At 46.6% G+C, this 25,760-nt stretch carries 19 protein-coding genes; 3 read left to right on the top strand and 16 right to left on the bottom strand.

Translation table 11 applies throughout. The annotated features are described in order from the left end of the window. Both malF and malE read right to left on the bottom strand, forming a co-directional pair. Complete coding sequence (malF, locus tag PSI22_RS05860) at nt 1-1,563, bottom strand: maltose ABC transporter permease MalF (protein ID WP_273578948.1); 1,563 nt, start codon at nt 1,561-1,563, stop codon at nt 1-3. 135 nt (nt 1,564-1,698) lie between these two features. Continuing rightward, complete coding sequence (gene malE, locus PSI22_RS05855; RefSeq protein WP_273578947.1) at nt 1,699-2,898, bottom strand: maltose/maltodextrin ABC transporter substrate-binding protein MalE; 1,200 nt, start codon at nt 2,896-2,898, stop codon at nt 1,699-1,701. Nucleotides 2,899-3,294: 396 nt separating this feature from the next. On the opposite strand from malE, the gene malK reads away from it, so the two are divergent. The 3 genes from malK to malM are packed head-to-tail and all read left to right on the top strand — an operon-like array spanning nt 3,295 to nt 6,708. Beyond that, on the top strand, nt 3,295-4,404 hold the full coding sequence (gene malK, locus PSI22_RS05850; protein ID WP_273578946.1) for a maltose/maltodextrin ABC transporter ATP-binding protein MalK: 1,110 nt from the start codon (nt 3,295-3,297) through the stop codon (nt 4,402-4,404). 34 nt (nt 4,405-4,438) lie between these two features. Continuing rightward, complete coding sequence (locus PSI22_RS05845; protein ID WP_273578945.1) at nt 4,439-5,716, top strand: maltoporin; 1,278 nt, start codon at nt 4,439-4,441, stop codon at nt 5,714-5,716. Between the two features lie 23 nt (nt 5,717-5,739). Next, nucleotides 5,740-6,708, top strand: a complete 969-nt coding sequence (gene malM, locus PSI22_RS05840; RefSeq protein WP_273578944.1) for a maltose operon protein MalM — start codon at nt 5,740-5,742, stop codon at nt 6,706-6,708. Between the two features lie 306 nt (nt 6,709-7,014). On the opposite strand, the gene PSI22_RS05835 is transcribed toward malM, so the two are convergent. From PSI22_RS05835 to tusB, 14 genes are all read right to left on the bottom strand, one after another. Next, a complete protein-coding gene (locus PSI22_RS05835; protein WP_306310516.1) occupies nt 7,015-8,268 on the bottom strand; it encodes a polysaccharide deacetylase family protein in 1,254 nt (417 codons plus the stop codon). A 94-nt stretch (nt 8,269-8,362) separates the two neighbouring features. After that, nucleotides 8,363-12,589: a DNA-directed RNA polymerase subunit beta' gene (gene rpoC, locus PSI22_RS05830; protein WP_273578943.1), complete on the bottom strand. Its 4,227-nt coding sequence runs from the start codon at nt 12,587-12,589 to the stop codon at nt 8,363-8,365. A gap of 130 nt (nt 12,590-12,719) precedes the next feature. After that, nucleotides 12,720-16,748, bottom strand: coding sequence for a DNA-directed RNA polymerase subunit beta (rpoB, locus tag PSI22_RS05825; protein WP_273578942.1), 4,029 nt, complete (start codon nt 16,746-16,748; stop codon nt 12,720-12,722). A 337-nt stretch (nt 16,749-17,085) separates the two neighbouring features. After that, nucleotides 17,086-17,451 (bottom strand): 50S ribosomal protein L7/L12, encoded by a 366-nt coding sequence (rplL, locus tag PSI22_RS05820; protein WP_012990336.1) that lies wholly within the window; start codon nt 17,449-17,451, stop codon nt 17,086-17,088. Nucleotides 17,452-17,514: 63 nt separating this feature from the next. Continuing rightward, complete coding sequence (gene rplJ / locus PSI22_RS05815) at nt 17,515-18,012, bottom strand: 50S ribosomal protein L10 (protein ID WP_012990337.1); 498 nt, start codon at nt 18,010-18,012, stop codon at nt 17,515-17,517. Between the two features lie 338 nt (nt 18,013-18,350). Continuing rightward, on the bottom strand, nt 18,351-19,052 hold the full coding sequence (gene rplA / locus PSI22_RS05810) for a 50S ribosomal protein L1 (protein WP_273578941.1): 702 nt from the start codon (nt 19,050-19,052) through the stop codon (nt 18,351-18,353). A 3-nt stretch (nt 19,053-19,055) separates the two neighbouring features. Next, nucleotides 19,056-19,484, bottom strand: a complete 429-nt coding sequence (gene rplK / locus PSI22_RS05805) for a 50S ribosomal protein L11 (protein ID WP_038260747.1) — start codon at nt 19,482-19,484, stop codon at nt 19,056-19,058. Between the two features lie 171 nt (nt 19,485-19,655). Then, the gene (gene nusG / locus PSI22_RS05800; protein ID WP_012990339.1) at nt 19,656-20,201 is read right to left on the bottom strand and encodes a transcription termination/antitermination protein NusG; all 546 of its coding nucleotides are present in this window, start codon (nt 20,199-20,201) and stop codon (nt 19,656-19,658) included. Nucleotides 20,202-20,204: 3 nt separating this feature from the next. After that, complete coding sequence (gene secE, locus PSI22_RS05795; protein ID WP_012990340.1) at nt 20,205-20,588, bottom strand: preprotein translocase subunit SecE; 384 nt, start codon at nt 20,586-20,588, stop codon at nt 20,205-20,207. Nucleotides 20,589-20,896: 308 nt separating this feature from the next. Continuing rightward, nucleotides 20,897-22,081 carry an elongation factor Tu gene (gene tuf / locus PSI22_RS05790; RefSeq protein WP_069317694.1) on the bottom strand — a complete coding sequence of 395 codons (1,185 nt, stop codon included), beginning with the start codon at nt 22,079-22,081 and terminating at the stop codon, nt 20,897-20,899. Between the two features lie 69 nt (nt 22,082-22,150). Continuing rightward, a complete protein-coding gene (gene fusA, locus PSI22_RS05785) occupies nt 22,151-24,259 on the bottom strand; it encodes an elongation factor G (protein WP_273578940.1) in 2,109 nt (702 codons plus the stop codon). Nucleotides 24,260-24,340: 81 nt separating this feature from the next. After that, entirely contained in the window at nt 24,341-24,811 is a 471-nt protein-coding gene (gene rpsG, locus PSI22_RS05780) for a 30S ribosomal protein S7 (RefSeq protein ID WP_012990344.1), read from the bottom strand. Nucleotides 24,812-24,909: 98 nt separating this feature from the next. Beyond that, a complete protein-coding gene (rpsL, locus tag PSI22_RS05775) occupies nt 24,910-25,284 on the bottom strand; it encodes a 30S ribosomal protein S12 (protein ID WP_004246896.1) in 375 nt (124 codons plus the stop codon). Between the two features lie 188 nt (nt 25,285-25,472). Next, a complete protein-coding gene (gene tusB, locus PSI22_RS05770; RefSeq protein WP_273578939.1) occupies nt 25,473-25,760 on the bottom strand; it encodes a sulfurtransferase complex subunit TusB in 288 nt (95 codons plus the stop codon).

Below are 25,760 nucleotides of genomic sequence, written 5' to 3'. Positions count from 1 at the left end.
TCAATCAAATTTAATACGAGTCGCTTTCAGATTAATGATGGCTAATGCCCCGACCAAAAGGAAAATCAACGTAGCAATAGCCGCAGCCAAACCAAAATCCTGTCCTCCGCCCCCTTCAAAAGCGATACGATAGGTATAATTCACCAAAAGATCGGTATAACCCGCAGGAGTTGTTGTACCAATGCGATCCGGCCTGCCATTGGTCAGCAACTGAACTAAAACAAAGTTATTAAAATTAAAAGCGAAACTGGCAATTATCAACGGAGTCAGCGGCTTAATCAGCAATGGAAAAGTAATTCTGGAAAAATTCTGTAATGGCCCAGCCCCATCAATAGCCGATGCCTCATAAAGATCATCAGGAATTGACTTCAGCAGCCCCATGCAAAGGATCATCATATAGGGATACCCCAGCCACGTATTCACGATAATCAACATCGTTCGCGCCAGTGTTGGGTCAGTAAACCACTCCGGTTTCAAACCAAACAGCCCGTTAAGCAACAGGTTGATTTCCCCAAAACTCTGGTTAAATAACCCCTTAAAAATCAGGATGGAAATAAACGAAGGAACAGCGTACGGCAAAATAAGCAGTACACGATAAATTGCCCGTCCTTTAAGCGCCTCCCACTGCACAATACACGCAAGGATCATACCCAGCGCCACCGTCAATATCACCGTTAGCAGGGAAAAGATCACAGTCCAGACAAAAATCGAAAGAAAGGGTTTTTGGATACCGTCATCCTGAATAACCCGCAAAAAGTTTTTCCAACCGACAGAAACCGTGAATCCCGGGCTTAATGTTCCCTCACTCCAGCCGCCCTCAGCGTTCGTGGCCTGATAGAACCCTGTATCCCTATTCGGTCGATATTGTGTCTCCGTTTGATTGTTGGTCAAGGTAATGCCATCTTCCCCAATGGAATAGAGGGGATGTATGCCGGAGAATTGACGCAGTGAACTCATACGTAACTTACTGCCATCCGGCAGAACAGTAACAAGCTGACCTAACGCCTGCCGGTACTGAGTTATGGTTCGCAATGCGGCGGCATCACTCTCAAAAACCTTTTCCTGCTTATGCAAAGGCAAAATGACTTCTTCCCCTGCAGATGTAGATAAAGAAAAAGGATCAGATACCAGTAATTGAGAGCTATCAGGAACACTCAAGGCCAGTACCCACTGTTCAGATTCAGGATAAAGTTTGAAATTAAGTGTCTGACCTGCCTGATATTGACGACTCATCAACACCGTTTGAGCCCGTTCAAAAGTCAGTTGATTTGTACTGCTATAGTTCGTGAAAGCAATGGCGACAGTACAAATAAGTGGAAACAATACAAACAGGCTCATGCCCGCAATTCCCGGATAGGTATAACGCCAAGCATAAGCCTTACGATTGGCAAAGACATAAATACCACTTCCCAGTAATACCAGTGTCAGCATGGCAAACAGGTATTCACCTTGGGCATACATCAATACAATCAAATAACCGGTAAAAAGTAGGCACAGACTGACTCCGAACCATTTTAGGACAGGATGCGACCACCATTCTGTTTTGTCCAATCTCGCTGACATCATGCACTTCCTGTTACTAAGAGCCTATCCCAATAGACACTAACGCTCCTTCTATACCGTTCATCTTTCAAATTGCCGCCAACAAATCGGCAACTTGAAATCTATTGGGTATAAAATCAGGAACCTGTTATTCGTTTATTTAGCTATTCGATTTTCTGCATCATTAAGCGCGGCATCAATAGTTTGCCGACCATTCACTGCATTAAGGACAGCACTGCGCATGGCATACCAAAAACTACTCATTTGCGAAACATTCGGCATAATTTCACCTTGCTGAGCATTTGCCATCGTGGCAGCAATACGTGGATCTTTCGCAAGGATATCCTGATAAGATTTCAGCGCCACAGCCCCCAGCGGTTTGTCCTTATCCACTGTTGCTAAGCCTTCGTTAGTCAGCAGATAGTTTTCCAGAAACTCCTTCGCCAATTCTTTATTAGGACTGGCCGCATTGATTCCGGCGGTTAAGATGCCAACAAACGGTTTAGAGGGTTTTCCTTTAAAGGTTGGCAATAGAGTAACACCATAATTGATCTTACTTTTGTCGATATTCGTCCAGGTCCACGGACCATTGATGGTCATTGCTGTTTTGCCTTTATTGAAGGCTGCTTCAGCAATGGAGTAATCGATATCGGCACTCAAATGTTTGTTTTTCACCAAATCAACCAAGAATTGCATCCCCGCTTTGGAGCCCGCATTATTCACGCCGCTATCCTTGGTGTTATAGGCACCATTCTCCACTTTGAAAGCGTAGCCCCCATCAGCAGCAATCAGTGGCCAAGTGAAATAAGGTTCCTGCAAGTTGAACATGATTGCACTTTTATTCTGCTTTTTCAGTTCATTATCCAGCGCAGGGATCTCTTCCCATGTCTTTGGCGGAGATTTCACTAAATCTTTATTGTAAATAAGAGAAAGCGCTTCAACTGCAATGGGATAACCAATCAGTTTGCCATCATAACGCACCGCATCCCAAGTAAAAGGAAATAGCTTGTCCATGAACGGTTGATCAGGTGTCACTTCGGCCAATAAACCAGATTGGGCATAACCACCAAAACGATCATGCGCCCAGAAAATGATATCTGGCCCATCACCGTTCGCGGCTATTTGAGAATATTTTTCTTCGAATTTATCGGGATGCTCAACAGCAACAGGAATACCTGTCTCTTTTGCAAATTTCTCACCAACCTGTGCCAGCCCGTTGTATCCCTTATCACCGTTGATCCAAATCACCAACTTGCCTTCTTCCAGCTTTGCAAAAGCAGGGGCAGAGAGTATCCATGTCGTTAAAACGGAAAGCATCAGAGCGCGAGCACCCACTTTCAGAGTTGTTTTTGTCATCATTCCGTCCTTTTCGTCGTTTGCAGGTTCAAGATGAATTTCTCGTTACACCGCTAGAAAATGGTTCCCAGTGTGCAATCAACGGAAGGCAAGCTCATCCTCCCCTGTTCTACGCCTCACCATAAATGAGTGTGAACTTGATTACAAAAACACTGAAAATCAGAATGTTAACCTTAAAGAGACATCAATTTTTGGGATTGAAATCACATCTTGCTCAGTGATTTTTCACGGAATCTCTCAATCACATTAATCTCATCCTCCTTATGCCTCCCCCATAAAAAATTATGGGATGGAGGATTTTTATTCCTGTTATTTTGCACACAATTTTGCCACCAGTTTTTCACTAAGTTTTTTACTACAAACATGAAACTAGGGTGACAACTCCGAGGGGAACACATGTCCAGCGTCACACTCCGCAATGTATCTAAGACTTATGGTGAAACTGTCATTTCCAAAAACTTCAACCTTGAGATTGAAGAAGGGGAATTTGTTGTTTTTGTTGGTCCATCAGGATGTGGAAAATCAACACTGTTAAGGATGATTGCAGGTCTGGAAGACATTACCTCCGGTGATTTACTGATAGCAGGGCAGCGAATGAATGATGTTCCTCCTGCCAAACGCAGTGTAGGTATGGTTTTTCAATCCTACGCGCTATACCCCCATCTGTCTGTTGCTGACAATATGTCATTCGGCATGAAACTGGCCGGGATCAAAAAAAGCGATATCCAGAAGCGAGTTCAACAAGTTGCAGAAACTCTTCAGCTCGCCCATCTGCTGGATCGTCGCCCCAAAGCACTGTCTGGAGGGCAGCGTCAGCGAGTTGCCATTGGTCGCACTCTGGTCGCTGAACCGAATATCTTTCTTCTGGATGAACCACTCTCCAATCTGGACGCTGCATTGCGTGTCCAGATGCGCATTGAGATTTCACGCCTGCACCAACGCCTGCAACGCACGATGATCTATGTTACGCATGATCAAACCGAAGCCATGACGCTGGCGGATAAAATCGTCGTTCTGGATGCGGGCAACATTGCTCAGGTCGGTAAGCCACTCGAAATTTATCACTACCCTGCCAACCGTTTTGTTGCGGGCTTCATCGGTTCCCCAAAGATGAATTTCCTACCAGTCAAAGTCTCTGCCACAGCAGTCGATCAAGTACAAATTATTTTGCCTAACGGGCAGCATGTCTGGCTACCAGTTGAAAGTAAGGATGTCACTATCGGTAGCAATGTATCTCTAGGTATCCGCCCCGAACACCTGCTGCCTAATGATGTGGCCGACGTAACGCTGGAAGGAACAGTACAAATCGTAGAGCAACTGGGGAATGAAACTCAGATTCACATCCGTATACCTGCAATTCACCAAAATTTGGTTTACCGCCAGCCTGATGTTGTTCTCGTGGAAGAAGGAGCAACCTTCACTATCGGGTTAGCTCCCCATCGCTGTCATCTATTCCGCGAAGATGGAACTGCATGTCAGCGTTTACATAAAGAGCCCGGAGTCTGAACTCGTGCCATAAAAAAATAACAGGAGAATCATTATGCGTATCTTACCTCTTTCATTGGCCATGCTGACTGGTTTGTTATCCATGCAGGCCGCTGCGGTGGAATTCCACGGTTATGCCCGTTCTGGCATTGGCTGGGCAGGTAAAGGAGGAGAACAGAAATGTGTCCAAAGCACTGGTGCACAGAGTAAGTACCGTCTGGGCAATGAGTGTGAAACCTATGCGGAACTAAAACTAGGGCAAGAGTTATGGAAAGAGGGTAACAAGCGTTTCTATTTTGATACCAATGTGGCCTATTCCGTTGCACAGAAAGATGACTGGGAATCAACCAACCCAGCTTTCCGCGAAGTCAACGTTCAGGCAAGCAACATCATTGACTGGCTGCCTGGTTCGACGCTATGGGCAGGTAAGCGTTTCTACCAGCGACACGATGTGCATATGATCGATTTTTATTACTGGGACATCTCCGGCCCTGGAGCAGGTTTGCAGGATATTGATTTGGGATTTGGTAAACTTTCCCTTGCCGTGACCCGCAATACGGAATCCGGTGGTTCGCATGGCTGGATCGCCGATAAACGCGATGAAGTTCAGACTTCCAATGATGTTTTCGACGTACGGCTGGCTAATTTACAGGTGAATGAAGGCGGCACTCTGGAGCTTGGCATCGACTATGGACGTGCCAATGCGCGCAAGGGTTACCATCTGGATCAAAAAGCATCTAAAGATGGTGTAATGCTGACAACTGAACATACTCAAAGCATGTTAGGTGGCTTTAATAAATTTGTCGTACAGTACGCCACTGATGCCATGACTTCCTACAATAGTGGCCATTCAGAAGGTGCCAGCGTAAACAATGATGGGCATATGTTACGCATCCTGAATCATGGTGCTATCAATATTACGGATAAATGGGATCTGATGTATTTAGCCATGTATCAGAATATAGATCGCGATAATCGCAACGGCAACACATGGTACACCGTTGGTGTCCGCCCAATGTACAAATGGACGCCCATCATGAGTACTTTGCTGGAAGTCGGCTATGACAATGTGAAATCTCAACGCACCAAAGACACCAACAATCAATACAAAATCACGCTGGCACAGCAATGGCAGGCAGGTGACAGTATCTGGTCACGCCCAGCAATCCGTTTGTTTGCAACTTATGCCAAATGGGATGAAAAATGGGGCTATGCAAACAAAAATGACGGTTACACGAAGGGTGTTGCCTACAGTGATTCGTCATCACACCGTTTCAGCCGTGGTAACAGTGATGAATTCACCTTTGGCGCCCAATTCGAAGCTTGGTGGTAATGGATTCAGACAAGGCTAATACAATGAAAATAAAACTGCTTTCAGTTTGTCTCAGTACTCTGCTTTGCTATGCACTTCCCGCAGCGAGCTATGCAGCACCTGATACAGCCATGCCTGACAGTTCTGACAATGTAGTTGTGCCCGATAGCAAACTGCACAATACCACAGCACCTGCGCTGACTATGTCGTCCTTACAGAAATTAAAGTGGCTGCCAGCTAATACTCATGCCACTCAGACTATTATCCTGAATAGTGCATCATCCCAGATTAATGAAGGGGATATTCAAGGAGCGGTAGCTACATTTGCATTGCCAGCCAACCAGGGTGCATTAGAGATCACTCTGAATAGCCTGATAAAGGATAAGCAGGTTTATTCGCCCAATGTGTTAGTGCTTGATGAGCAATTGCGCCCCGCAGCCTTTTACCCAAGTCATTATTTTCAATATCAACGACCGGGCATTATGTCAGTTGACAGGCTTGAAGGGACGTTAAAATTAACACCCGCATTGGGGCAACAGCAAATTTACCTGCTGGTTTATACCACCCGTGCTGATTTGCAGTCATCGACACAAATGGTCAATCCAGCTAAAGCCTATGCTCAGGGAGTAGGTAATGCCGTACCTAATATTCCTGATCCGATGGCTCACCATACGGAAACAGGAACATTAACGCTAAAAGTGAAATCAGAACGCGATGCCGGTAATGTTCTGATTGGTCAGGCCTTCTCAGCACCAGCGCCAAAACCTGTCACGGTCGGCTCCATGCAAACAGCAACGACGGCCGTTACAACACGACAACCTGTTGTGCCAGCTATTGCCCCCAAAAACAAACCAGTTCTGGGTGATACCGAAAAATATTTCAATGACGCCATTAAGAAAGCGATTAATAGTGGTGATATTGATAAAGCACTACATCTGCTGGATGAGGCTGAACGCTTGGGATCATCAACTGCAAGGGATACCTTTATCAAAATGATAAAAAATTCCAAATAAGCTCAATTTATTATTGGGGTTATGGTAAGAAATGAGATATTCATTTAACAATCTATAACCCCTTTATTAACCAGATATTCTTTTAATATCACTCCTAAGAAATAAATATCCAAAATAATAAAAAAATAAATACAAATACAAATACAAATACAAATACAAATACAAATATAAATATAAATATAAATATAAATATAAATATAAATATAAATATAAATATATTGTAATTCCAAAAGGATAACTACACATTATTCAATAATTCATATTCCACATCCGATTATTAATAAGTTATAAAAATATTTCATCCCATTAATTAGCAATCACTTTTTCCATTTTTTCAATAGAATCAGTTCGTAATATATATAAACGCTTCAATGCAAATGGATTATCTCCCAGTTTTACCTTACCCTGTGTGGTTGTGACTGCTAAATGAAATCCTGCCTTTCTGGCTGCGTCCATGGCTTGCTGGTTATATCCACCAAAGGGATAGGAGAGATAGAGAACATGGGGATTAAATTGTGACAGCGCACGACGAGAACGTTCAAAATCATACAGAATGGTGTGATATGAACGGCTGAATAATATTGGTCGTTTATTTTTCCCCAGACGATGCAAAAAATGGGTATGAGACTGAAAATCAAACACATCCTTTGTAGCATATAATGCAGAAAGACTCATAAATTGCAGGCCTTCAGAATCCCATTCCTGCGGATACCGTTTGATTCGGGATGAAATAATAAAAAGAGTCGCTTTCTGTCCATTCTTTTTCAAGATTGGATAGGCGTAACGGTAAATGGATTTCAATCCATCATCAAACGTTAGACCAATCACTTTTGCAGGTAAATTGAGAGTCCCATTCAGATAGCCTTCCAACTCATACAATGAAATCGTGGTGTAACCTGCCTGTTTCAAGTAATCCATTTGCTCGCGAAAAGCCACTAAAGAGGTCGTTGTTGAGGTATGAAGAAAACGCTTATTCTCTTTATCTTCCAAAATATGATGGTAGGTCAGCAAGGGAATGCCATGATCTAGTTCAGCATCCTGACCACTAATATACCCCAAGCGATCACCCAGATTCACTTCATACCACGTCTGGTGTGAGGGATCTTTCAGTTTGTCCAGAATCGGATAACGGAGATTAGCGCTCAGAATCGCAATCGATGAACTATTAACTTCAGGCGTGCTATAAACCCGAACATCCTTAAAAATCATTAAATTTTCGCTGACTTTTTTATCAAGAGTAGCGAGCGGAACATTGAAAGATACAGATTTTTTGACTTCTTTTAGATTTTCTTTCGCAATATAGCCTTGGCCATTACCAAAATGAAATTCGTAATGATCGTTCTCATCGCCTTTCTCCTTAGCTGCCTTGAGAAAATGACCTTTCTTTAATAATCCAACCTGAACAATATGTTCACCTACCCGAGCATATATTTCACTGTCTTTAGTCACCTCCATGTAGCGATAGTTTGATAAATCGTGGCGCTGTGCTAATACAGGATTGGAAAAGAAACTAAAAAACAGTAATAAAGCGACTTCAATAACATAGACGATTCGGCTCATTTTATTTTTCCATCCAATAAAAAATGCCCTCCACCAAGAGAGGGCATTTTATGATTAGCGATGTGTATAGAAGATGATTCTATACACCATAATACTACTCTTTATCGCTGCTGCTACCGAAACCTGCATTCAACAATTCAGCAAGGTTTGCAGTGGCTTCGTCAACGCTGACTTGTGGCGCTTCAACCACTTCGTTTGCGTGACGACGACGGATACGCTCCTGATGGTAAGCATAACCTGTACCCGCAGGGATCAGACGGCCAACAATGACGTTCTCTTTCAGGCCACGCAATTCATCACGTTTACCTGCAACAGCGGCTTCAGTCAGTACGCGCGTTGTTTCCTGGAACGACGCCGCAGAGATGAAGGATTCTGTTGCCAGTGATGCCTTAGTAATACCCAATAGGTCACGATGGAAGGTAGCCGCTAATTTGCCATCAAGCTCCAGCTTACGGTTCGCGACTTTAACACGCGCGTATTCAACCTGCTCGCCTTCGAGGAACTCAGAACTACCCGCATTTGCGATAGTCACTTTACGCAGCATCTGACGAACGATAACTTCGATGTGTTTATCGTTAATCTTAACGCCTTGCAGACGGTAAACTTCCTGTACTTCGTTGGTGATGTAACGGGCAACCGCATGAACGCCACGCAGACGCAGAATGTCATGTGGAGATTCTGGGCCATCGGAGATCACGTCACCACGTTCAGCAACTTCACCTTCGAATACGTTGAGCTGACGCCATTTAGGGATCATCTCTTCGTAAGCATCACTGCCATCCAATGGGCTGATTACCAGACGACGTTTACCTTTGGTTTCTTTACCGAAGGAAACAATACCGCTGATTTCTGCCAGAATAGCTGGCTCTTTCGGACGACGTGCTTCGAACAGATCCGCAACGCGTGGCAGACCACCGGTGATATCTTTAGTACCGCCAGATTCCTGAGGAATACGCGCCAGCGTATCACCCGCAGAAATAGACATGCCATCTTCCAGCTGAACAATCGCTTTACCCGGCAGGAAGTACTGAGCAGGCATATCAGTACCTGAGATCAGAACATCCTTACCCTGAGCGTCAACGATTTTCAGTGCCGGACGCAGGTCTTTACCGCTACCTGTACGTTCTGCACTGTCCAGAACCACCAGTGATGACAGACCGGTCAATTCGTCCGTCTGACGAGTAATGGTCTGGCCATCCACCATGTCATAGAACTGGATGATACCGGATACTTCACTCACGACTGGCATGATGTGTGGATCCCAGTTCGCAACGGTTTCGCCGCCAGTCACTATCTCGCCATCACCTTTCGACAATACCGAGCCGTAAGGGACTTTGTAGCTCTCTTTAGTACGACCGAAATCGTCAATCAGACGCAGTTCTGTATTACGAGAAGTAATAACCAGTTTGCCTGCTGAGTTAGTAACGTATTTCGCGTTGAACAGTTTCAGATGACCTTTGTTACGTACCTGAATGCTGGATTCTGCTGCCGCACGAGATGCCGCACCACCGATGTGGAACGTACGCATCGTCAACTGTGTACCTGGTTCACCGATTGACTGTGCCGCGATAACACCAACTGCTTCACCTTTGTTGATGATATGACCACGGGCAAGGTCACGGCCGTAACAGTTTGCACAGACGCCGAAGTCTGTCTCACAGCTTACTACGGAGCGTACTTTCACGCTGTCAACGGAGCTTTCTTCTAACAGATCACACCATTTTTCATTCAGCAGAGTGTTACGTGAAACCAAAATATCCGCTGTACCTGGTTTCAGGACATCTTCAGCCGTCACACGACCCAGTACACGCTCACGCAATGGCTCTTTAACATCACCACCTTCGATAACCGGAGTCATCAAGATACCGTTGTGAGTACCACAGTCATCTTCAGTCACGACCAAATCTTGGGCAACGTCAACCAGACGACGAGTCAGGTAACCGGAGTTCGCCGTTTTCAATGCGGTATCCGCCAAACCTTTACGAGCACCGTGGGTTGAGATGAAGTACTGGAGTACGTTCAGACCTTCACGGAAGTTCGCGGTGATTGGGGTTTCGATGATGGAACCATCTGGTGTTGCCATCAGGCCACGCATACCCGCCAACTGACGGATCTGAGCGGCAGAACCACGAGCACCGGAGTCAGCCATCATAAAGATGCTATTGAAAGAAACTTGCTGTTCTTCTTCGCCATCACGGTTAATAACAGCTTCAGTAGACAGGTTTTCCATCATCGCCTTGGCAACACGTTCGTTTGCCGCAGCCCAGATATCGATAACTTTGTTATAGCGTTCGCCCGCAGTTACCAGACCTGACTGGAACTGTTCCTGAATTTCGGCCACTTCCGCTTCCGCTTCTGCAATGATGCCTTCTTTCTTCTCAGGAATAACCATGTCATCAATACCTACGGATACCCCTGAACGGGCAGCGTAAGCAAAACCGGTATACATGGTCTGGTCAGCTAAGATAACGGTTGGTTTCAAGCCCAGAATGCGGTAACAGGTGTTCAGCATCTTGGAGATAGCTTTTTTGCCCAACGCCTGGTTAATCAGCGAGTAAGGCAGGCCACGCGGTACAATCATCCACAGGATGGCACGACCGACGGTGGTATCCACCAGCCCCGTATTGGTGGTGACATTGCCTTCGCCATCTCTCACTTCTTCAGTGATACGAACTTTGACACGGGCGTGCAGAGAAGCCAGACCGGCGCGATAAACGCGTTCAGCTTCTTTAGGACCGGTCAAAACCATGCCTTCGCCTTTGGCGTTAACACAGTCACGAGTCATGTAGTACAGACCCAATACAACGTCCTGAGAGGGAACGATGATTGGCTCACCGCTCGCTGGAGACAGGATGTTGTTGGTAGACATCATCAGCGCACGTGCTTCTAACTGGGCTTCCAGTGTCAGCGGTACGTGAACAGCCATCTGGTCACCATCGAAGTCGGCGTTATAGGCCGCACAGACCAATGGGTGCAACTGGATTGCCTTACCTTCGATCAGAACTGGCTCAAATGCCTGGATACCCAAACGGTGAAGGGTCGGTGCACGGTTCAGCAGAACTGGGTGCTCACGGATCACGTCATCAAGGATATCCCATACGACCGCTTCTTCACGCTCAACCATTTTCTTGGCGGCTTTGATAGTCGTCGCCAGACCACGCAGTTCCAGCTTGCCGTAGATGAATGGCTTGAACAGCTCCAATGCCATCTTCTTAGGAAGACCACACTGATGCAGACGCAGGTATGGCCCTACGGTAATTACAGAACGGCCTGAGTAGTCAACACGTTTACCCAGCAGGTTCTGACGGAAACGACCTTGTTTACCCTTGATCATGTCTGCCAAGGATTTCAGAGGACGCTTGTTAGAACCGGTGATCGCACGACCGCGACGGCCGTTATCCAGCAGCGCATCAACCGCTTCCTGCAACATACGTTTTTCGTTACGTACGATGATGTCTGGCGCAGCCAGATCCAGCAGGCGTTTCAGACGGTTGTTACGGTTAATAACGCGACGATACAGATCGTTCAAGTCTGAAGTTGCAAAACGGCCGCCATCCAGAGGAACCAATGGACGCAAATCCGGTGGCAGAACTGGCAGAACGGTCAGAACCATCCATTCTGGCTTGTTGCCAGACTGAATGAATGCTTCCAACAGTTTAATACGCTTGGTCAGCTTCTTGCGCTTAGTTTCAGAGTTAGTTTCGTTCAACTCTTCACGCAAGGTCTCACATTCGTTTTCCAGATCGAGGTTTTTCAGCAAAGCCTGGATCGCTTCTGCGCCCATTTTTGCATCAAATTCATCACCGAACTCTTCCAATGCATCCAGATACTGTTCTTCTGTCAGGATCTGCGCACGCTCAAGGCTGGTCATGCCGCCTTCAACAACCACATAGGATTCGAAGTACAGTACGCGTTCAATGTCGCGCAGTGGCATATCCAGCAGCAAACCGATGCGGGATGGCAGAGATTTCAGGAACCAGATATGAGCGGTTGGAGATGCCAGCTCGATATGACCCATACGGTCACGACGAACTTTAGTCTGGGTCACTTCGACGCCACACTTCTCACAAATCACACCACGGTGTTTCAAACGCTTGTATTTACCACACAAGCATTCGTAATCTTTTACTGGCCCGAAGATACGTGCGCAGAAAAGACCGTCACGTTCAGGCTTGAACGTACGGTAGTTAATGGTTTCCGGCTTTTTTACTTCCCCGAATGACCACGAACGGATCATATCTGGAGAGGCCAGAGCAATTTTGATTGCATCAAACTCTTCGGTCTTAGTTTGCGCTTTCAGAAACTTCAATAAGTCTTTCACGAAATGGCTCCTGTCGGAGTTAGACCTGTTAGGTGAGTGGCCCATGCCACCCCCCCCTATGACCAGTGTAACCACTGGCTGGTAAACTGCCCGGCATATTCATACCGGACAGTACCAGCGGGAAAACGATTTATTCGTCTTCCAGCTCGATGTTGATACCCAACGAACGGATCTCTTTCAGCAATACGTTGAAAGATTCCGGCATGCCTGGTTCCATCTGGTGGTTACCATCCACGATGTTTTTATACATCTTGGTACGACCATTAACATCATCGGACTTGACGGTGAGCATTTCTTGCAGGGTGTACGCAGCACCGTATGCTTCCAATGCCCACACTTCCATCTCACCGAAGCGCTGACCACCGAACTGTGCTTTACCACCCAGCGGCTGCTGAGTAACCAAGCTGTAAGAACCGGTAGAACGGGCATGCATTTTGTCATCAACCAAGTGGTTCAGTTTCAGCATGTACATGTAACCGACAGTAACCTGACGCTCGAACTGCTCACCAGTGCGGCCGTCAAACAGCGTGATCTGACCGGAAGTCGGCAGGCCACCCAGTTTCAACAGCTCTTTGATTTCAGTCTCTTTCGCACCGTCGAAGACAGGTGTTGCGATTGGCATACCTTTTTTCAGGTTTTCAGCCAGACGCAGAACTTCTTCATCAGTGAAAGTATTCAGGTCAACTGTCTGACGGGTATCGTCACCAAGATCATAGGCTTTCTGGATGAATTCACGCAGTTTGGCAACTTCCTGCTGCTGTTTCAGCATTGCATTGATCTTGTCACCAATGCCTTTAGCCGCCATACCCAAGTGAGTTTCCAGAATCTGACCGATGTTCATACGTGATGGTACACCCAGCGGGTTCAATACGATGTCTACAGGTGTTCCGTTTTCATCGTAAGGCATATCTTCGATCGGGTTGATCTTAGAGATAACACCCTTGTTACCATGGCGACCTGCCATCTTGTCACCAGGCTGGATCTGGCGTTTAACAGCCAGATACACTTTAACGATTTTCAGCACACCCGGTGCCAGATCATCGCCCTGAGTGATCTTACGGCGTTTAGCATCCAGTTTTTTCTCGAACTCAGCTTTCAGTTCGTCATACTGTTCTGCCAGCTGTTCCAACTGATTCTGTTTCTCTTCATCAGCCAGACCCAGCTCTAACCAGCGCTCGCGCGGCAGTTTGCTTAATTTTTCCGCTTCAATTCCACCGGCAACCAGTACGGAGTGAATACGGGCAAACAAACCAGCTTCGAAGATACGCAGTTCTTCTGTCAGGTCTTTCTTCGCCTGACGTAACTGCATTTCTTCGATTTCCAGCGCACGCTTGTCTTTTTCTACGCCATCACGGGTAAAGACCTGCACGTCGATAATAGTACCGGCAACACCGTTTGGCACACGCAGTGAAGAGTCTTTAACGTCAGATGCTTTCTCACCGAAGATCGCACGCAACAGTTTTTCTTCTGGTGTTAATTGGGTTTCACCTTTCGGTGTCACTTTACCAACCAGAATATCGCCACCTTTCACTTCCGCACCGATGTAAACGATGCCGGATTCGTCCAGTTTAGACAGCGCAGCTTCGCCCACGTTAGGGATGTCAGCAGTGATCTCTTCAGGCCCCAGTTTGGTGTCACGAGACACACAAGCCAGTTCCTGAATGTGAATGGTAGTGAAACGGTCTTCCTGAACAACACGCTCAGATACGAGAATGGAGTCCTCGAAGTTATAACCATTCCATGGCATGAACGCCACGCGCATGTTCTGACCCAGCGCCAGTTCACCCAGATCAGTGGATGGGCCGTCAGCCAGTACATCACCGCGTTCTACCAATTCACCCAGAGAAACACATGGCATCTGGTTGATACAGGTGTTCTGGTTGGAACGCGTGTATTTGGTCAGGTTATAGATATCGATGCCAGCTTCACCCGCGTACATTTCGTCTTCGTTAACTTTAATAACGATACGGGATGCATCCACGTACTGAATCACACCACCACGCTTGGCGACTGAAGTTACACCGGAGTCAACGGCAACTGCACGCTCCATACCTGTACCAACCAGCGGCTTGTCAGCACGCAGAGTCGGAACTGCCTGACGTTGCATGTTCGCACCCATCAATGCACGGTTGGCGTCATCGTGTTCAAGGAATGGGATCAAGGAAGCACCGACGGACACGATCTGCTGTGTCGAAACGTCCATATACTGAACCTGATCACGGTTGAACAAGCTGGATTCATCATAATGACGGCAAGTCACCAGATCTTCTACGAAGTGGCCTTCTTCATCCAGCACGGTGTTAGCCTGTGCAATGACGTAGTTACCTTCTTCGATAGCAGACAGATAATGAATTTCATCGGTTACTACGCCGTCACGTACCAAACGGTAAGGGGTTTCAAGGAAACCATACTCATTGGTACGAGCATAAACGGACAGTGAGTTAATCAGACCGATGTTTGGACCTTCAGGCGTTTCGATAGGACATACACGACCGTAGTGGGTTGGATGTACGTCACGGACTTCGAAGCCTGCACGCTCACGGGTCAGACCGCCTGGGCCCAATGCAGAGATACGACGTTTGTGAGTAATTTCGGACAGCGGGTTGTTCTGATCCATAAACTGGGACAACTGGCTGGAACCAAAGAACTCTTTCACCGCAGCAGAAATTGGTTTGGCGTTGATCATGTCCTGTGGCATCAGGGTATCCAGATCGCCCAGTGACAGACGCTCTTTCACAGCACGTTCTACACGAACTAAGCCAACGCGGAACTGGTTTTCCGCCATTTCGCCGACAGAACGGATACGACGGTTACCCAAGTGGTCGATATCGTCCACTTCACCTTTACCGTTACGAATATCGATGAGCTTCTTCATCACATCAGTGATGTCTTCTTTGCTCAGGATACCGGAACCTTCAATTTCTGTGCGATCCAGAGAACGGTTGAACTTCATACGGCCAACCGCAGACAGATCATAGCGGTCTTCAGAGAAGAACAGGTTCTCAAACAGATTTTCTGCGGCTTCACGTGTTGGTGGCTCACCCGGACGCATCATGCGGTAAATTTCAACCAGCGCGCTCAGGCGATCGTTGGTTGGGTCAACACGCAGAGTTTCGGAGATGTATGCACCGTGATCCAGATCGTTGGTAAACAGAGTCTCGATGGTTTTGTGACCAGACTGGCTCAGACGCGCCAACAGATCTAGAGAGAGTTCCATGTTAGCAGCGCAGAGGATTTCACCCGTGTTTTGATCGATGTAATCTTTTGCGACGACTTTACCCGCGATATATTCGACAGGAACCTCAATACGGTCTACCTGATCTTTTTCTAACTGGCGGATATGACGTGCGGTGATACGACGGCCTTTTTCAACATAAAGCTTGCCGTTTGCTTCAATATCAAATGAAGCCGTTTCACCACGCAGACGTTCTGGAACCAGAGTCATCTGCAATTTGTTATCGCGAATTTCGAAGATCGTTTTGTTGAAGAACAGGTTCAGAATGTCTTCAGTACTATAATTCATTGCGCGCAGAATAATCGAAGCCGGCAGTTTACGACGGCGGTCGATACGCACAAACAGGTTATCTTTAGGATCGAATTCGAAATCCAGCCATGAACCACGGTAAGGGATGATACGTGCGTTATACAGTACCTTACCGGATGAATGGGTTTTACCCTTATCACTGTCAAAGAAAACGCCTGGGCTACGATGCAACTGAGATACGATAACACGCTCAGTACCGTTGATAACGAAAGTCCCGTTATCAGTCATGAGTGGAATTTCACCCATGTAGACTTCTTGTTCTTTAATGTCTTTGACTGTGCCTTCTGGCGCTTCGCGCTCATAGATCACCAGACGCAGTTTAACGCGCAGCGGTGCGGAATAAGTCACACCACGGATCTGACACTCTTGCACATCAAAAACAGGTTCACCAAGACGGTAGCTTACATATTGCAGCTCGGAATTGCCGCTGTAACTCTGAATTGGGAACACAGAACGGAAGGCCGCTTCCAGTCCATTTTGGCCTTCAGGATCTTGCTCGATAAACTTCTGGAACGAGTCAAGTTGGATAGAAAGGAGATATGGAATATCCAAAACTTGTGGACGTTTACCAAAATCCTTACGAATACGTTTTTTCTCGGTATAGGAGTAAACCATAGGGTTCCTCAGCTCGCTGATCAGTGACCCACTCTGCCCGCCCTTTAGGACAGCACTCTGCAACACTATTTTTTCGAACAGAAAATAGAATATTTTCCGTAATACTCATTGCTATTACTCTTAAATCATTTCATTGCGCTAACTGACTACCGAGCTACCCGAGTGGATCGTAGCTGAGAACGCAGTATATTAAGTCGTCAATAGGAAAGAGTATTTTGGGTTGATTAGCAGCCAAACAGTGTGAAATGCTACTAACTCCCTACAGCGCAAAAAGGCTGGCGATTAAAAATCGCCAGCCATCAGCCTTTAAAGTCAGGCTGCGAACTTAAAACTGATCTTACTTGATCTCAACAGAAGCACCAGCTTCTTCCAGAGATTTTTTCAGAGCTTCAGCGTCGTCTTTGCTGATGCCTTCTTTCAGAGCAGCTGGTGCGCTTTCAACCAGGTCTTTAGCTTCTTTCAGACCCAGGCCAGTTGCGCCACGTACTGCTTTGATTACAGCAACTTTGTTAGCACCAATGCTAGACAGAATTACGTCGAATTCAGTTTTTTCTTCAACGGCTTCAGCAGCACCGCCAACAACAGCTACAGCTGCAGCAGCAGAAACGCCGAATTTTTCTTCCATCATAGTGATCAGTTCAACAACGTCCATTACAGACATTTCTGCAACTGCGTCCAGAATTTGTTCTTTAGTGATAGACATAACAAGTGTTCCTAAAATTCAGAAAAAGTTTATACGTTAAAAAGCAACGAAGGAAATAGGCTATTAAGCAGCTTCTTTCTGATCGCGTAGCGCAGCCAGAGTGCGAACCAGTTTGCCTGCAGAGGCTTCTTTCATGGTTGCCATCAGGCGTGCGATTGCTTCTTCGTAAGTTGGGAGTGTTGCCAGGCGATCGATATTTTCACCTGAAATAAACTCACCTTCAAAGGCTGCTGCTTTAATCTCGAATGCTGGGTTCGCTTTCGCGAATTCTTTGAACAGACGAGCAGCTGCGCCCGGATGTTCGCTAGAGAAAGCAATCAAGGTTGGACCAACAAACGCTTCTTTCAGGCACTCATAATCCGTACCTTCAACAGCACGACGCATCAGGGTGTTACGAACAACACGCATGTAAACGCCAGCTTCGCGACCTGCTTTACGCAGTTCAGTCATTTTACCTACGGTAACGCCGCGAGAATCCGCAACAACCGCAGACAGCGCGCCTTTGGCTACTTCGCTGACTTCAGCAACAATCGCTTGTTTGTCTTGAAGATTTAGTGCCATTAGCTTCTTGCTCCTGGATTAACCGGGAAAACCCGGGACTCACTTCACTCAAAGCACCAAGCGTGCCTGAGCGCTGAAACACGGTGAGCAGAATCCAGAAAATAAATTTCATTTGGCTCTGTCACCGTCTACGCAGGATATTAAGTAATCACTTACGCCTGCGGTCTTGGACGGGGCTTGGATTAGGCCAAGCTCCAACCGAAAACTGTTTTCTACCTGATATAGATTTTATATAACGACTTATATTAGTTGTTATATACAATATAAGGCAAATTTTAAGCGCCAGATTTTAGACAAATCCAACGCTAAGGTAAAGCGTTATTCACTTTCAGCTTAAATTAAGCTGTAGCGTTCAGACCAGACTGGTCGATCGCAACACCTGCACCCATGGTGGTAGACAGGCTAACTTTCTTGATGAAAATACCTTTAGCTGAAGATGGTTTTGCTTTTTTCAGCGCAACTATCAGGGCTTCCAGGTTTTCTTTCAGTTTGTCAGCGTCAAAGTCAACTTTACCGATGGTGGTGTGAATGATGCCGTTTTTGTCGTTACGGTAACGAACCTGACCTGCTTTAGCGTTCTGTACAGCTTCAGCAACGTTAGGAGTTACAGTACCCACTTTCGGGTTTGGCATCAGGCCGCGAGGACCCAGAATTTGACCCAGTTGGCCAACAACGCGCATTGCATCTGGAGATGCGATAACTACGTCGAAATTCATCTCGCCTTTCTTAATCTGATCAGCCAGATCGTCCATACCTACCAGTTCAGCGCCAGCAGCTTTAGCCGCTTCAGCGTTTGCGCCCTGAGCAAATACAGCAACACGTACTGAACGACCAGTACCGTGTGGCAGAACAGTTGCGCCACGAACGTTTTGGTCAGATTTACGAGCATCGATGCCAAGATTAACAGCTACGTCAACGCTTTCTACGAATTTGGCAGTTGCCAATTCTTTCAGCAGAGCAACAGCTTCGTTGATGTCATATTGTTTAGTTGCATCAACTTTACCACGGATAGTGCGCATGCGCTTGGTCAGTTTAGCCATTGATTAACCCTCCACTACCAGGCCCATGGAACGAGCAGTACCTTCGATTGAACGCATCATCGCGTCAACGTCAGCACCAGTCATGTCCGCAGCTTTAGTTTCCGCGATTTCGCGGATCTGTGCGCTGGTTACTTTACCAACTTTTTCTTTGTTTGGTTTACCAGAACCCGATTTAATGCCCGCTGCTTTTTTCAGCAGAACGGCAGCTGGTGGGGTTTTGGTAACGAAAGTGAAAGAACGGTCTGCGTAAACAGTAATAACAACTGGAATTGGCAGGCCTTTTTCAATGCTTTCAGTTTTCGCATTGAACGCTTTACAGAATTCCATGATGTTAACACCCTGCTGACCCAGAGCTGGACCAACTGGTGGGCTTGGGTTAGCCATACCCGCTGCAACTTGCAGCTTAACGTAGGCTTGTACTTTCTTAGCCATCTATATTTCCTCTATATGGGTATTATCGCCTCAGAAAGAGGCTCCCCTAACGATTCAGGCCCCGTCTAAAAGACCAGGCCACTTAAAAAACAATACTTAAAAATAAAAGGCGCGAAATTGTATGATAATTTCACACCCTTTGCAAGCCAGATTGCTCAATTAAGCATCAGATTAGGCTTTCTCTACCTGACTGAAATCCAACTCAACTGGCGTAGCACGGCCAAAGATAGAAACCGAAACTTTCAAGCGGCTCTTCTCGTAATCGACTTCTTCCACTACACCATTGAAATCTGCAAACGGACCATCGCTGACACGAACCATTTCGCCTGGCTCGAACAAGGTTTTTGGCCGTGGTTTATCACCAACCTGCTGAAGACGATCCATAATAGCATCGACTTCTTTGTCACTGATCGGAGCCGGACGGTCAGATGTACCACCGATAAAACCCATTACGCGCGGTACACTGCGAACCAGATGCCAAGTTGCATCGTTCATTACCATTTGTACCAAGACATAACCTGGGAAGAATTTGCGCTCGCTCTTACGGCGTTGGCCACTGCGGATCTCAACAACTTCTTCTGTCGGCACCATGACTTCGCCGAAAGAATCTTCCATACCATCTAATTTGATATGTTCACGCAGAGATTGAGCAACACGACCTTCGAACCCAGAAAATGCCTGTATGACATACCAACGCTTTTTTGGGGATTCAGACATTTTTTAAAACCTCAGGCCTGTAATAAATGAAACTAAACGCACCAGTATACCATCCAACCCCCACAAAATCAGGGACATGACAGCTGTCACCGCTGCAACAATCAATGTTGTGTGCAGAGCTTCTTGGCGAGTTGGCCAAATGACTTTACGCATTTCAACGCGGGCTTCACGGGCAAATGCTAATGTGGCTTTACCTTTTGCAGTCCAGAATGCAACTGCTCCTGCAAGGGCAACAATAGCAACGACGGCTATCGCGCGCAGAGCCAGGTTATACTCCCGGTAATAATAATTACCCACAATAGCAACTACTAGCAGCACTGCCACCAGTAACCATTTTGCTATATCAAGACCACGCCTGCTTTCTTGAGCATTGCTATTCGCACTCATAAACCAACCTGTAACTATGATGTAAATAGATAGCCAGCTTGCCTCGCAAGAGCAAAACAAATCAGACCGAACCCAAAGATAATTGTAATTGTATCTGACTTGGCACCATAATTCAGTAGGACTTTTCGTATCTGCATGATAACAAAGCCCATCCGTTGTATCAGAGCCTATCTCACCAATAATTCGCTACAACCATTGAGTAATGATCCACTCATTATCAGACAACTATTGATGAGATAGGTTCTTCTTAAGACAACGTATAAAAAGGGCATCTGTCGATGCCCTTCCAGAATGAACACATAAAAAAATTATGCAATCACTTTAGCAACAACACCAGCACCTACAGTACGGCCACCTTCACGGATGGCGAAACGCAGACCTTCGTCCATTGCGATTGGAGCAATCAGGGTAACGATCATGTTGATGTTGTCACCTGGCATTACCATCTCAACGCCTTCTGGCAGTTCGATAGTACCGGTTACGTCAGTTGTACGGAAGTAGAACTGAGGACGGTAACCTTTGAAGAATGGAGTATGACGGCCACCTTCATCTTTGCTCAGAATATAAACTTCTGATTCGAATTGAGTGTGCGGCTGGATTGAACCTGGTTTAGCCAGTACCTGACCACGTTGGATTTCGTCACGCTTAGTACCACGCAGCAGAACACCTACGTTCTCACCAGCACGGCCTTCGTCCAGCAGTTTGCGGAACATTTCAACGCCAGTACACGTTGTTTTCACCGTATCTGAGATACCAACGATTGCAACTTCGTCACCCACTTTAACGATACCACGCTCAACACGACCAGTCACTACAGTACCACGGCCAGAGATGGAGAATACGTCTTCGATTGGCAGCAGGAATGGCTTGTCAATGTCACGCTCTGGTTCTGGAATGTAGGAATCCAGTGCTTCTGCCAGTTCGATGATTTTCGCTTCCCACTCTGCTTCGCCTTCCAGCGCTTTCAGCGCAGAACCACGGATGATTGGCGTATCATCGCCTGGGAAATCGTACTGAGACAGCAGCTCACGGACTTCCATTTCAACCAGTTCCAGCAGCTCTTCATCATCAACCATGTCACATTTGTTCAGGAACACGATGATGTATGGAACGCCTACCTGACGACCCAGCAGGATGTGCTCACGAGTCTGTGGCATTGGGCCATCAGTTGCAGCAACAACCAGAACTGCGCCATCCATCTGAGCAGCACCCGTGATCATGTTTTTAACATAGTCGGCGTGGCCTGGGCAGTCAACGTGCGCATAGTGGCGAGTTGGGGTATCGTATTCTACGTGAGAAGTAGAAATGGTGATACCACGCGCTTTTTCTTCTGGTGCGTTATCGATCTGATCGAATGCACGAGCGCTACCGCCGTAAGTTTTCGCCAGAACAGTGGTGATTGCAGCAGTCAGGGTAGTTTTACCGTGGTCAACGTGACCGATAGTACCAACGTTAACGTGCGGTTTTTTACGTTCAAACTTTTCTTTAGACACGACTCTATTCCTTAATATCGCTCCCTCATCACGAAGATAAGGGAGCCAAAAGATAGTAAACCCGAAAACTTATCTAGCTTTACGAGTTTCGATAATAGCCTGAGCGACGTTGCTAGGCGCTTCGTTGTACTTCAAGAACTCCATGGAGTAAGAAGCACGACCTTGGGTCTGAGAACGCAGGTCAGTAGCATAACCAAACATTTCAGATAATGGTACTTGAGCACGAACAATTTTGCCCGTTGCTAGATCATCCATACCTTCGATCATACCACGGCGACGGTTCAAGTCACCGATGACGTCGCCCATGTAGTCTTCTGGTGTTTCCACTTCAACTTTCATGATTGGTTCCAGCAGAACTGGTTTCGCTTTCATGAAGCCTTCTTTAAATGCCATGGATGCAGCAATTTTAAAGGCGATTTCTGAGGAGTCAACGTCATGATAAGAACCATCAAACAGGGTAACTTTAACGTCAACAATTGGATAACCAGCCAGAACACCGCCTTTCAGCTGTTCACGAACGCCTTTATCTACGCCTGGAATATATTCTTTAGGAACAACACCACCGACGATTGCGTTCTCGAACACGTAACCGTCGCCACCTGGTTCCAGAGGCTCAACACGTAGCCAAACGTGACCATACTGACCACGACCACCTGACTGTTTAGCGTGTTTACCTTCCTGCTCAACGGTATTGCGAATAGTTTCACGGTAAGCAACCTGAGGTTTACCTACGTTCGCTTCAACGTTAAATTCGCGACGCATACGGTCAACCAGAACGTCGAGGTGCAATTCACCCATACCCGCGATAATAGTCTGACCAGTTTCTTCGTTACTGGATACGCGGAATGATGGGTCTTCCTGAGCCAGACGTCCTAAAGCGATACCCATTTTTTCTTGGTCAGCTTTAGTTTTTGGTTCGATGGCAACAGAGATAACTGGCTCTGGGAATTCCATACGCTCCAAAATGATTGGCAAGTTCAGATCGCAGAGAGTATCACCTGTAGTGACATCTTTCAGACCGATCGCAGCAGCGATATCGCCTGCGCGGACTTCTTTGATTTCTTCACGTTTGTTAGCGTGCATCTGAACGATACGGCCAAAACGTTCTTTCCGGTCTTTCACTGGGTTAAGTACTGTGTCACCAGAGTTAACAACACCAGAATAAACACGGAAGAAAGTCAGGTTACCCACGAATGGGTCAGTCGCGATTTTGAACGCCAGTGCCGAGAAAGGTTCGTCATCGCTGGAATGACGCTCTGCTGGGGTATCTTTACCGTCTGGCAGCATACCTTTGATAGACTCAACGTCAGTTGGCGCTGGCAAGTAATCGACAACGGCATCCAGCATCGCCTGAACACCTTTGTTCTTAAATGCAGAACCACAGGTAACCAGGATAATTTCGCTAGCCAGAACACGCTTACGCAAAGCTGTCTTGATTTCTTCTTCAGTCAGCTCTTCACCGCTCAGATATTTGTCCATCAGTTCTTCTGATGCTTCTGCAGCGGATTCGATCAAGTTCTGGTGCCATTCCTGAGCCAGCTCAACCATGTCAGCAGGGATCTCTTCGTACTCGAAAGTCACACCCTGATCTGCTTCACTCCAGTTGATCGCTTTCATTTTCAACAGGTCAACAACACCGGTGAAGGTATCTTCAGCGCCGATTGCCAGTTGAAGTGGAACAGGGTTCGCAGCCAAACGGGTTTTGATCTGTTCTACTACGCGCAGGAAGTTTGCCCCCATACGGTCCATTTTGTTAACGAACGCGATACGTGGAACATTGTATTTGTTAGCCTGACGCCATACAGTCTCAGACTGCGGCTGAACACCACCAACTGCACAGTAAACCATTACTGCGCCGTCAAGAACACGCATGGAACGTTCTACTTCGATGGTGAAGTCAACGTGGCCTGGGGTGTCGATGATGTTGACGCGGTGTGGCTCATACTGTTTAGCCATACCAGACCAGAATGCAGTTGTCGCAGCAGATGTGATTGTGATACCACGCTCCTGCTCCTGCTCCATCCAGTCCATTGTCGCTGAACCTTCGTGAGTTTCACCAATTTTATGGTTCACGCCTGTGTAAAACAGGATACGTTCAGTTGTCGTGGTTTTACCGGCGTCGATGTGAGCACTGATACCGATATTACGGTAACGTGCTATAGGTGTTTTACGAGCCATGTTTTCCTCTCTCGTGGGCGTTCAATTTTGAGAACGGGTAGCCCCGAGAAGCTACCCAGAACATAATTCACTACGAAGGAATTACCAACGGTAGTGTGCGAACGCCTTGTTAGCTTCTGCCATACGGTGAACGTCTTCACGTTTCTTAACAGCAGTGCCTTTGTTTTCAGCCGCATCAGATAATTCATTCGCCAGGCGCAGAGCCATCGACTTATCACCGCGTTTACGAGCAGCATCAACGATCCAACGCATTGCCAGAGCATTACGACGAACCGGACGAACTTCAACTGGAACCTGATAGGTAGAACCACCAACACGGCGGGACTTAACTTCGACAGTCGGGCGCACGTTATCCAGCGCCAGCTCGAATGCTTCCAGATGACCTTTACTAGAACGCTGAGCCAGGGTCTCGAGCGCACTGTATACAATTGCTTCTGCGGTAGATTTTTTACCGTCTACCATCAGGATATTCACGAATTTGGCCAGCAATTCAGATCCGAACTTTGGATCTGGCAGAATTTTACGTTGACCAATTACACGACGACGTGGCATGGAAATACTCCGTTTCGAATTTCAGGGTTGTCCAAAACTCTACGAGTTTATTTTGACATTAAAGTGAAAAATGTTTGGCCTTACTTAACGGAGAACCATTAAGCCTTTGGCTTCTTCACACCGTACTTAGAACGACCTTGTTTACGGTCTTTAACACCAGAACAGTCCAGTGCACCGCGAACAGTGTGGTAACGCACACCTGGCAAGTCTTTTACACGACCGCCACGGATCAGGATAACGGAGTGTTCCTGCAAGTTGTGGCCTTCACCACCGATGTAGGAAGAAACTTCGAAACCGTTAGTCAAACGAACACGGCATACTTTACGCAATGCTGAGTTTGGTTTTTTAGGGGTGGTAGTATATACACGAGTACATACGCCACGTTTCTGCGGGCAAGCTTCCAGAGCAGGAACGTTGCTTTTCACAACTTTCGAGCTACGAGATTTGCGAACCAGCTGGTTAATAGTTGCCATTATTAAAAAAACTCCTGGTTTTTTTGCTTCGTAAACACGGATTTTATCCTCTGTCAGCCATAATGACAAAACATGAGGACGCGGAATTTTATTGCTGACTTGACGAGGTGTCAAGAAATATACAGCTTTTCTATGCTGGTAAAATACCTGTAATGACAAGGTATTTACTGACAAAGTTCAGATAATGTCTACCAGCCAAAATTTTGCGGATGTTTCGCTGTTAAGCTAACAAAGCCTTTGTAATCTATCACCTGTACACGGTCTGAAATCTGCTCAACCAACCCCCGTGCGGCCAGATCTTCCTGCAAGGCATAAACACGGGCTCCCGTACGGATCAATTCAGCCAAATAGCGATTGTCATTGATCCCCAGCAGCACGCCATTTTGTATTAACAGAACATCATCTGCATCAGAGACAAGGCCCAGCATTGCATTGAAGTCATCATGGTAAGGTGAGCGACTCACAGTATATAACAT

The organism is Xenorhabdus aichiensis (assembly GCF_028598775.1).
In the GTDB taxonomy this organism is placed as follows: Bacteria; Pseudomonadota; Gammaproteobacteria; order Enterobacterales; family Enterobacteriaceae; genus Xenorhabdus; species Xenorhabdus bovienii.
This window is presented reverse-complemented; position numbering and strand designations above follow the sequence as displayed.

Bases quoted from the DNA above. Each gene is read 5' to 3' on its own strand.
- malF (WP_273578948.1), bottom strand. From the start codon at position 1,563: ATGTCAGCGAGATTGGACAAAACAGAATGGTGGTCGCATCCTGTCCTA.
- malE (WP_273578947.1), bottom strand. From the start codon at position 2,898: ATGACAAAAACAACTCTGAAAGTGGGTGCTCGCGCTCTGATGCTTTCC.
- malK (WP_273578946.1), top strand. From the start codon at position 3,295: ATGTCCAGCGTCACACTCCGCAATGTATCTAAGACTTATGGTGAAACT.
- PSI22_RS05845 (WP_273578945.1), top strand. From the start codon at position 4,439: ATGCGTATCTTACCTCTTTCATTGGCCATGCTGACTGGTTTGTTATCC.
- malM (WP_273578944.1), top strand. From the start codon at position 5,740: ATGAAAATAAAACTGCTTTCAGTTTGTCTCAGTACTCTGCTTTGCTAT.
- PSI22_RS05835 (WP_306310516.1), bottom strand. From the start codon at position 8,268: ATGAGCCGAATCGTCTATGTTATTGAAGTCGCTTTATTACTGTTTTTT.
- rpoB (WP_273578942.1), bottom strand. From the start codon at position 16,748: ATGGTTTACTCCTATACCGAGAAAAAACGTATTCGTAAGGATTTTGGT.
- rplL (WP_012990336.1), bottom strand. From the start codon at position 17,451: ATGTCTATCACTAAAGAACAAATTCTGGACGCAGTTGCAGAAATGTCT.
- rplJ (WP_012990337.1), bottom strand. From the start codon at position 18,012: ATGGCACTAAATCTTCAAGACAAACAAGCGATTGTTGCTGAAGTCAGC.
- rplA (WP_273578941.1), bottom strand. From the start codon at position 19,052: ATGGCTAAACTGACCAAGCGCATGCGCACTATCCGTGGTAAAGTTGAT.
- rplK (WP_038260747.1), bottom strand. From the start codon at position 19,484: ATGGCTAAGAAAGTACAAGCCTACGTTAAGCTGCAAGTTGCAGCGGGT.
- nusG (WP_012990339.1), bottom strand. From the start codon at position 20,201: ATGTCTGAATCCCCAAAAAAGCGTTGGTATGTCATACAGGCATTTTCT.
- secE (WP_012990340.1), bottom strand. From the start codon at position 20,588: ATGAGTGCGAATAGCAATGCTCAAGAAAGCAGGCGTGGTCTTGATATA.
- fusA (WP_273578940.1), bottom strand. From the start codon at position 24,259: ATGGCTCGTAAAACACCTATAGCACGTTACCGTAATATCGGTATCAGT.
- rpsG (WP_012990344.1), bottom strand. From the start codon at position 24,811: ATGCCACGTCGTCGTGTAATTGGTCAACGTAAAATTCTGCCAGATCCA.
- rpsL (WP_004246896.1), bottom strand. From the start codon at position 25,284: ATGGCAACTATTAACCAGCTGGTTCGCAAATCTCGTAGCTCGAAAGTT.
- tusB (WP_273578939.1), bottom strand. From the start codon at position 25,760: ATGTTATATACTGTGAGTCGCTCACCTTACCATGATGACTTCAATGCA.